This window comes from Blastococcus sp. KM273129 (assembly GCF_021698995.1).
Taxonomy (GTDB): domain Bacteria; phylum Actinomycetota; class Actinomycetes; order Mycobacteriales; family Geodermatophilaceae; genus Blastococcus.
In genome coordinates, this window is record NZ_SSXB01000120.1 from 1 (window position 1) to 8,516 (window position 8,516).

Annotated in this window: 8 protein-coding genes and 1 pseudogene; all 9 read right to left on the minus strand. The window is 73.3% G+C overall.

What is annotated here, in order from left to right; translation table 11 throughout:
• Positions 1-1,152: pseudogene (locus tag E9565_RS20755) on the minus strand (hypothetical protein); the annotation flags it as partial.
• Entirely contained in the window at positions 1,139-3,184 is a 2,046-nt protein-coding gene (gene flhA / locus E9565_RS20760) for a flagellar biosynthesis protein FlhA (protein WP_236827314.1), read from the minus strand. The pseudogene E9565_RS20755 and the gene flhA, both read right to left, overlap by 14 nt.
• A 177-nt stretch (positions 3,185-3,361) precedes the next feature.
• Positions 3,362-4,510 (minus strand): flagellar biosynthesis protein FlhB, encoded by a 1,149-nt coding sequence (locus tag E9565_RS20765; RefSeq protein ID WP_236827313.1) that lies wholly within the window; start codon positions 4,508-4,510, stop codon positions 3,362-3,364.
• A gap of 11 nt (positions 4,511-4,521) precedes the next feature.
• Positions 4,522-5,286, minus strand: a complete 765-nt coding sequence (gene fliR, locus E9565_RS20770) for a flagellar biosynthetic protein FliR (protein ID WP_236827312.1) — start codon at positions 5,284-5,286, stop codon at positions 4,522-4,524.
• Between the two features lie 4 nt (positions 5,287-5,290).
• A complete protein-coding gene (gene fliQ / locus E9565_RS20775) occupies positions 5,291-5,566 on the minus strand; it encodes a flagellar biosynthesis protein FliQ (protein ID WP_236827311.1) in 276 nt (91 codons plus the stop codon).
• Between the two features lie 2 nt (positions 5,567-5,568).
• Positions 5,569-6,411 (minus strand): flagellar type III secretion system pore protein FliP, encoded by an 843-nt coding sequence (gene fliP / locus E9565_RS20780; protein ID WP_236827310.1) that lies wholly within the window; start codon positions 6,409-6,411, stop codon positions 5,569-5,571.
• Positions 6,408-6,836, minus strand: a complete 429-nt coding sequence (locus E9565_RS20785) for a flagellar biosynthetic protein FliO (protein WP_236836637.1) — start codon at positions 6,834-6,836, stop codon at positions 6,408-6,410. The genes fliP and E9565_RS20785 overlap by 4 nt, the downstream gene beginning before the upstream one ends.
• Entirely contained in the window at positions 6,833-7,573 is a 741-nt protein-coding gene (gene fliN / locus E9565_RS20790) for a flagellar motor switch protein FliN (protein WP_236827308.1), read from the minus strand. Before fliN ends, E9565_RS20785 begins: the two co-directional genes overlap by 4 nt.
• Positions 7,570-8,516, minus strand: a 947-nt coding sequence (locus E9565_RS20795) for a flagellar motor switch protein FliM (RefSeq protein WP_236836638.1), incomplete at its 5' end; no start/stop codon positions are given. The genes E9565_RS20795 and fliN, both read right to left, overlap by 4 nt.

Below are 8,516 nucleotides of genomic sequence, written 5' to 3' on the forward strand. Positions count from 1 at the left end.
GTCGGAGACCGCGACCGGCTCGTCGAGGACCGCGACCGGGGCCACCGGCTCGTCGAACACCGCGGCGGGGAGCACCGGCTCGGCCAGCGCCTCGCGCGGGGAGTCGCCGGCGAGCATCTTGCGCAGGATCCCGGCGAGCGCCTCGTCGGAGTGGCCCCGGGCCAGGGCGTCGCGCAGCGCCTCGGCGATCTCCTCCTGGCGCGCGGACGGCGCCGGCACGGTGGCCTCCCGCGGGGTGGCCGCCCACGTGGGCAGCTCCTCGGCACCGGTCGTGGACGTGGTGGGCGGCGCCGCGGCCTGGTCCTTCACCGTGGTCTCCTCCTGCTGCACGGCCTGGGACCGCTTCGACGGATCTGCTGAACGGATGGCCGCGACCAGGGACGGCCGGGATGCCGGCGTGGCCGCGAGCGGGTCGCGGTCCGGCGCGGCCGGGACGGCCTCCACCGGCTGGGCCAGCGCGTGGTCGACGGCCTGGCGCACGTCGCGGTCACCGGAGACCATGCGGGCCAGCGCCGCGGTGAACGGCGAGGGGGCGGCGTCGGCGTCCGCCTTCTGCGCCGGCGTGACCGGGGTGGTGACGTGCGGACGCGGGGTGTGCGCGGGCTCGCGCGTCGCCTTGGGGAAGGTGGCCCGGGCCGCCGTCGACCGCCCGTAGGCCGATGTCGGCGCGGCGGGCGCGGCGCCGCCCAGCAGACCGGCCAGCTCGTCGATCCGCTCGTCGTCCCGGGCGGGGGGTGCGGCGGGAGCGGCCGACCAGGACGGCGCGGCCCCCGGGTCCGTGGCCGGCGACCGGGGCGCAACCCGCCGGGCCACCGGCTCGGCGGTTCCGGGCCGGGCGGCCTCCGCGGCCCAGGCGGCGGCGCCGTTGCGGGCGGGCGCGGTCGTTCGGGCGCGCGCGGGGGCGGCGGCGGCCAGCGGGGAGTCGTAGGCGGCGACGGGCGTGGCCTGGGCGGGGCCCGCCGACGGCGAGGGGGCGCCGGGGCGCGCGAACTGGTCGGGCGCCACCTCGGCGATGTAGCGCTCGGTGGCGAAGAAGCCCAGGACGCCGCCCGAGCGGACCCGGCGCACCCCGACGACGCGGGCGTGCGGCCCGAACTGCTCGCGCGCGGCCGCGATCGCGTCGTCGCGCGTGGCGGCCTCAACGGATCGCAACGGCACCGCTCACCACTCCCAGCGACTCGATCTGGGCCGTCCGGGACACCTCCGCGTAGGAGATGACCGGCAGCCGGGGCAGGATCTGGCGCATCAGCCGCGCGAGCGCCGCACGGACCTGAGGCGAGCAGACGAGGACGGGGGACAGGCCCTGCCGCTCGGCGTCCTCGAGCATGCCGCTGCAGCCGTGGACGAGGGCGTCCACCGCACCGGCGTCGAGCGCCAGGACGGCACCCAGCTCGGTCTGGCGGACCGACTCGAGCAGGCGCTGCTCGAACCCCGGCTCCAGCGTGAACACGTGCAGGCGCTCGTCCGGCGTGACGTAGGGCTGGCTGATCGCCGAGCCCAGCGCCGTCCGGGCCGCCTCGACGAGTCCGTCGAGGTCGGTGGAGTGCTTGGCACGCACAGAGAGTGCCTCGAAGATGCGCACGAGGTCGCGGATCGACACACCCTCGGTGAGCAACGCGTGCAACACGCGTTGCACCTCTCCCAGGGTGAGCAGCGCCGGCGTCAGCTCCTCGACGACCACCGGGTGCGTGCGGCGCACCATCTCCACGAGGAGGCGGACGTCCTCGCGGCCGAGCAGGTCGGCGGCGTTCTGCCGGACGACCTCGGCCAGGTGCGTGGTGATGACCGAGGACCGGTCGACGACGGTGGCGCCGGCCATCTCGGCGGCCCGCTGCAGCTCGGCGGGCACCCACTTGGCGGCGAGCCCGAACACCGGCTCGTGGGTGGGCTTGCCGGGCAGCCCGTCCAGCGCGTCGCCGATGGCCAGGACCGTGCCGACGGGGGAGCTGCCCTTGGCGACCGGCACGCCGTTGAGCCAGATGACGTACTGCGAGGACGGCAGGTCGAGGTTGTCGCGCGTGCGCACCAGGGGGATGACCAGGCCGGTCTCCATGGCGACCTTCCGCCGCAGCGCCTTGACCCGGTCCAGCAGGTCGCCGCCGCGGGCGGTGTCGACCAGGTCGACCAGGTCGAACGCCACCTCGAGCTCGAGCGGGTCGACGCGCATCCGCTCGGCGATCGCCTCGGGCGAGTCGGGGGCGGGCTCTAGCTCGGCGGCGGCCGCGGCGGCCTCGGCCTCCTCGTCGACCTCCTCCGGCTCGGTCATCCGGCTGGCCATGACGAGGAAGAGGACACCGACGAGCAGGAAGGGCAGCTTGGGCAGCCCGGGGATGAGGCACAGCGCGAGGGCCGCGCCGCCGGCGATGCGGACCGGCTGCCTGAACCGGCCGAGCTGGGCGATGAGGTCGCTGCCCATGTCGCCCTCGGTGGCCGAGCGCGTCACGATGATGCCGGTCGCGGTGGACATCAGCAGCGCCGGGATCATCGAGACGAGCCCGTCGCCGACGGTCAGCAGCGAGTAGGTGCTCACCGCCTCGGCCGGCGCCATCCCGCGCTGCATCATGCCGATGGCGAAGCCGCCGATCAGGTTCACGAGCGTGACGACGATGCCGGCGATCGCGTCGCCCTTGACGAACTTCGAGGCGCCGTCCATCGAGCCGTAGAAGTCGGCCTCGGCGGTGACCTCGTGCCGCCGCTTGCGGGCCTGCGCCTCGTTGATCAGCCCGGCGTTGAGGTCGGCGTCGATCGCCATCTGCTTGCCGGGCATCGCGTCGAGGGTGAAGCGGGCGCCGACCTCGGCGACGCGTCCGGCGCCGTTGGTGATCACCACGAACTGCACGATGGTGAGGATCAGGAAGATCACCAGGCCGACGACCAGCGAGCCGCCGATGACGATGTGGCCGAAGGCCTCGATCACCTTGCCGGCGTAGCCGTCGGTGAGCACGAGCCGCGTCGAGGAGACGTTGAGCGCGAGGCGGAAGAGCGTCGCGATGAGCAGCAGCGACGGGAAGACGGCGAAGTCCAGCGGCCGCTTGATCTGCATCGCGACGAGCAGCACCAGCAGCGAGATCGCCAGGTTCAGCCCGATGAGCATGTCCATCGCGGCAGCGGGCAGCGGCACCACGAGCATGAGGACGATGGCCACGACGCCGATCGGGACCGCGGCCTTGCCCAGGCCTTTCACTCGCCCGCTCCGGGCTCGCACGAGGGACGCTGGCTCACCCCTCCCTCATCGGCAGGCGGGCGACGGGCCGGTACCTCGGCGGGGAGCGCCCGTCCTGGCTCACCTGGTGTGGTCCTGACTCACGGTCGACGGTGAGCCAGGACCCGGAACGATCAGGTGACCTGATCATCACTGTGCTCAGGCGGCGACGGGGGGACGGCGGCGGCCCGCTCTGGGCAGGTCCGTGACGTCGGGCGCCTCGAACCCGGGCCGGTGGAAGCCGCCCCGCACGCCTCGGGCACCCAGGTGCATGACGAACGCCAGCACGCGGGCGACGGCGGTGAACAGCTGCGGCGGCACCTCCTGGCCGAGGTCGCAGGAGGCGTGCAGCGCCCGGGCGAGCGGGATGTCCTGGACCAGCGGCACCCGCGCCTCGGCGGCCCGCTCGCGCAGCTTGGCCGCCACCTCGCCGGCGCCCTTGGCGACCACCCGCGGCGCGCCCTGAGCGGCGTCGTACTTCAGCGCGACCGCGACGTGGGTCGGGTTGACCAGCAGGACGTCGGCGTCGGCCACCTCGGCCATCATCCGGTTCCGCGACATCGCCATCTGCACCCCGCGGCGGTGCGCCTTCATGTACGGGTCGCCCTCGGCCTGCTTGTGCTCCTGCTGGATCTCGTACTTGCTCATCTTCAGCTCCTTCATCATCTTCTTCCGCACGACGACGTAGTCGGCGACGGCGATGACGAGGCCGGTGACGGCGACGACGCGGAACATGAGCACGGCCGAGTCGGTGAAGGTGGCCGCGACGGCCGACAGCGGCAACGAGCCCGCCGAGGAGACCAGCGCCTGGGCCCGGTCGCTGGTGACGATGACGACCGTGCCGAGGGCCGCCGTCTTGATCAGCGCCTTCGACATCTCCCAGAGACCCTGGGTGCCGAACATGCGCTTGAACGCCGGCAGCGGGTTGAACTTCTTCAGCTTGGGCTGCAGCGGCTTGGTCGTCGGGTGCACCCCGCCCTGGGCCGCGGACGACACGAGGCCCACCAGCATGAGCGCGATCGCCGTCGGCAGCAGCGTGGTGAGGAACGCGACCAGCGCCTTGCCGAGCAGCGCGGTGACCGTGTGGACCTGCGGGTCGTCGGCCACCGCCCCGACGTGCACGAACAGCTGCCGCACCGCGTCGAACGCGCTGCCCACGAGCACCGGCAGCAGGAAGCTGGCCGCCGCCACGCCGAGCCACGTCCCCAGCTCCTGGGTCCGCGGGATCTGCCCCTCCGTGCGCGCCTTCTTCAGGCGCTGGGGAGTGGGCGCCTCGGTCTTCTCACCACCCGGTCCGTCCTTGGCCATGCGTCACCCCCTCAGCCGCCGCGCAGCGAGGTCATGGCGCGGGCGCCGTGCTCGAGCAGCGTGTCCAGCGCCGGCGGGAGCAGCGGGAAGGTCAGCCCGAGCATCGCCAGGGTGAGCATGATCTTCACCGGGAAGCCCAGGGCGAAGACGTTGAGGGCGGGCGCGGCGCGGCTGAGCAGGGCCAGCGCCACGTCGGCGAGCAGCAGCACCGCCACCATCGGCCCGGCGATCTGCAGCGCGGCCAGGAACATCATCGAGAACGCGGTGATCAGCACCGACGCGATCTGGTCGGTGGGCACGTCCCCGCCCACGGGCAGCCCCTCGTAGGAGGTCGCGAAGCCCTTGACCATCAGCAGGTGCCCGCCGCTGGTGAACAGCAGCGTCGTCGCCAGCAGGTAGTGCAGCTTGCCCAGCGAGCTGTTCTGGGTCATGGCCATCGGGTCGTAGCCCGGCTGCAGCGAGAAGCCGCCGACGACGTCGAGCACGTCACCGGCCATCTGCACCGCCGTGAACAGCACCTGCACGACGAACCCGAGCGCCGCGCCGATGACGACCTCGGTGACGGCGGTGACCAGCAGGAAGCCGGCCGTCGGCTCGGGCAGCGTGGGCGCGATCTGGGTGGAGAGCAGCACCGCCAGGGCGAGGGCCAGCGCACCCTTCACCGGCGCAGGGATCACCCGCGAGTTGAACGGCGGGGCGAGCAGGACGAAGCCGGCGGCCCGCGCCGTGCCGAGGAGCAGGGCCGCGAGCGTGACCGCCGGGACCGAGAGGTCCACGCGGCTACGTCCGGTCGAGCAGTGCCGGGAGCTGGTCGAACAGGGTCTGGGTGAAGCTGACCAGCTCCGAGAGCACCCAGTTCCCGGTCACCAGCATGGCGATCGCGACGGCGATCATCTTCGGGACGAAGGAGAGCGTGGGCTCCTGGATCTGGGTGGCCGCCTGGAACAGCGAGATCAGGAAGCCGACCAGCAGGGCGGTCAGCAGGATGGGGGCGGCGACCTTGGCGGCGACCATCATGGTCTGCGCGGCGATCTCGGTGACGTCGGCGTCGGACACGGCTAACCCGCCCCTCCGTACGAACCCACCAGCGCGGTGGTGATCAGCGCCCAGCCGTCGACGACGACGAAGAGCAGCAGCTTGAAGGGCAGCGACACGATGGTCGGCGGGACCATCATCATGCCGAGCGCCATGAGGGCGGCGCTGACGAGCATGTCGAGCACCAGGAACGGGATGAAGATGACCAGCCCGATGATGAAAGCGCTCTTGAGCTCGGAGAGCACGAACGCCGGGATCAGCGTGGTCATGCTGACCTGCGTCGCGTCCGCCGGGGCCTGCTCGCCGGAGAGGCCGATCATCAGCTTCAGCTCGTCCTCGCGGGTGTTGTCCAGGAGGAACTCGCGCAGCGGCACGACGCCGGCGTCGTAGGCCTGCGACACCGACATCGCGCCGTCCATGTAGGGCTGGACGGCGACCTCGTTGATGTCGGAGAAGACCGGGCCCATCACGAACAGCGTGAGGAACAGGGCGATCCCGGTGAGCACCTGGTTCGGCGGCGACGTCGCCATGCCGAGCGCGTTCCGGGTCAGGCCCAGCACCACGATGATCTTGGTGAACGAGGTGGCCAGCAGGAGCACCGACGGCGCCACCGACAGCACCGTGATCGCGAGGATCAGGGTGATGGAGCTGCTCGGCGAGCCGTTGCCGATGGAGATGTCCACGGCGCCGCCGACCTCGGGGGCGGTCGGCGCCGTCGGCGCGGTGGGCGCCGTCGGGGCGGCCGTGGCCGGGCCGGCGAGGACGACGGCCGCCACGGTGGCGGTCAGCAGCGCGAGCAGCACCACGAGCGCGCGGCCCCGTGCCCGCTGGTCACCCGCGCGGGGCGGGCGCACGGCGGCGGTCATGACCGGCGGACCGTGCGCTCGCGCAGCTCGTCGACGAGCGTGCCCCAGCTGTTCCGGTCCAGCACCGAGCCGGCGAGCACGCCGTCCGGCGCGGGGCGGGCAGCCGGCACCGCGGGGATCTCGCCGGCCGCCTCGCCGGTGGGCTTCCGGGCGGGGGAGCGCTCGGCGAGGGCGGCGTCGACCGCCTCGCCGTCGACCTCCGCCAGCAGGGTGACCTGCTCCTCGGTGGCCCCGATGACCAGGACGACGTCGGCGACGCGGACGACGTTCACCGTGCTGGCGCGGCCCAGCCGCTGGCGCGCGACGACCTGGATGACGCCGTTGCCCTGGCCCAGCCCCTTCTTCTTCGCCAGCCGGGCGGCGAACCACAGGACGCCGCCGATGAGCGCCAGGGACAGGAAGAGCCGGATGATCATCCAGGTCATGAGGCCGCGGCCCCCAGCTCGGCGGCGTCGGTGACGATCTCGCTGATCCGCAGCCCGAAGTCCTCGTCGACGACGACGACCTCGCCGCGGGCGATCAGCGTGCCGTTGACCAGGAGGTCGGCGGGGGCGCTGGCGGCGCGGTCGAGCTCGACGACCTCGCCCGGGTGCAGCGAGAGCAGCTCCTGCACGGTCATGCGGGTGCGGCCGATCTCGACGGTGACCTCCATGGCCACGTGGCGCAGGAGCTCGAGGCTGCCCCGCTGCTCGCGCGCCGCGGGCAGGGTCACCTGGAGGGCGAGGGTCGCCTGGTGCTCGCCGTCGCCCAGGAGCGGGACGGCGACGAACATCCCCTTGTCGCGCAGCCCGTCGAGTGCGGCGACCGGCTCCTCGGTGCGCTCGGAGGCGACCCGCACCCGGCCGAGCGCGGCCGCGGCCGCCTCCAGCGCGGGCCGCAGGGCCGCGGAGACGTCCATGTGCCCGACGGGGGAGTTCTGCAGCGCGTCGACGACGTCGCCGGAGACCACCAGCACGACGTCGCCGGACACCTCGCCGGACAGGCCGGCGGTGACCGCGAGCGCCGCCGCCGGCGGCAGCGGGACGGTGTCGGGGTCGCTGACGGGGGCGCCGGCGCTCAGCACCGAGGTCGAGGGGACCAGGGCGGCGGCCGCCCGGGCGGCCGCGGAGACGACCGCCGTGACGGTCTGGGAGTCCTGCGAATCGGTGCGGGGCGCGGTCATGCGGAGTCCTTCGCGGCGTGCGGAGCGTGCGGGGTGGGGACGATCGAGGCGGCCAGGCGACGCCGGTGGTTGCTGGCGATGGCGTAGGCGAACGTCACGTCGTTGGTCGTGACCTCCAGCGGGCTGTCCCGCGGGTGGCGGAGCAGCAGCACGTCGTCGACGGCGAGGGAGAGCAGGTCGGAGGAGGAGACGGTGAGCGGGGCGAACCGGACGCTCACGTCCACCGGCACCAGGTTCAGCCGGTCGATCAAGGCCTCGCGGGCGCGCTGGCGCTTGCGCAGCGCGGACTCGGAGAGCTGCGGGGAGGCGGCGTTGTTCAGGGCCTGGGCGAAGGAGGAGAACGGCAGCACGACCGTGGCCTCGCCCTCGCGGTTGCCCACCTGCATCGTGAAGCTCGCGACCATCACGGTGTCCGAGCCGGCCGCGGCCTGGGCGAGCTGCGGGTTGTACTCCCGCCCGACGAGCACCGGCTGGATCTGGGTCACCGGCGCCAGCGAGGCGGCGAACTCGTCGAGCAGCCGGTCCAGCAGGTGGTTGGTGATGGTGGTCTCCATCGCCGTCATCGGCCGGTTGGGCTGGGCGGCGGCACCGGAGCCGCCGAGCATGTGGTCGACCATCGCCATGGCGATGTCGAGCGGGAAGGCCAGCAGCCCCTTCCCGGCGAGCGGCTCCAGGGAGAACGTCGAGATGAAGGTGGGGTCGGGCAGGGTCCCGATGTAGTCGTCGTAGGAGAACTGCTCGATCCCACCCAGCTCCAGGCGGGCGCCGGCGCGCAGGAACGTCGTGAGGATCGTCGTCGCCTGGCGGGCGAAGCCCTCCTGCGCGATCTGCATGACCCGCACGTGCTCGCGGGAGAGCTTGGTCGGCCGGCGGAAGTCGTAGGTGCGCGGTGCCCCCCGGCGGCTGCGGCCGGTCGAGGCCGGGGGGCACCGCGCACCTACGA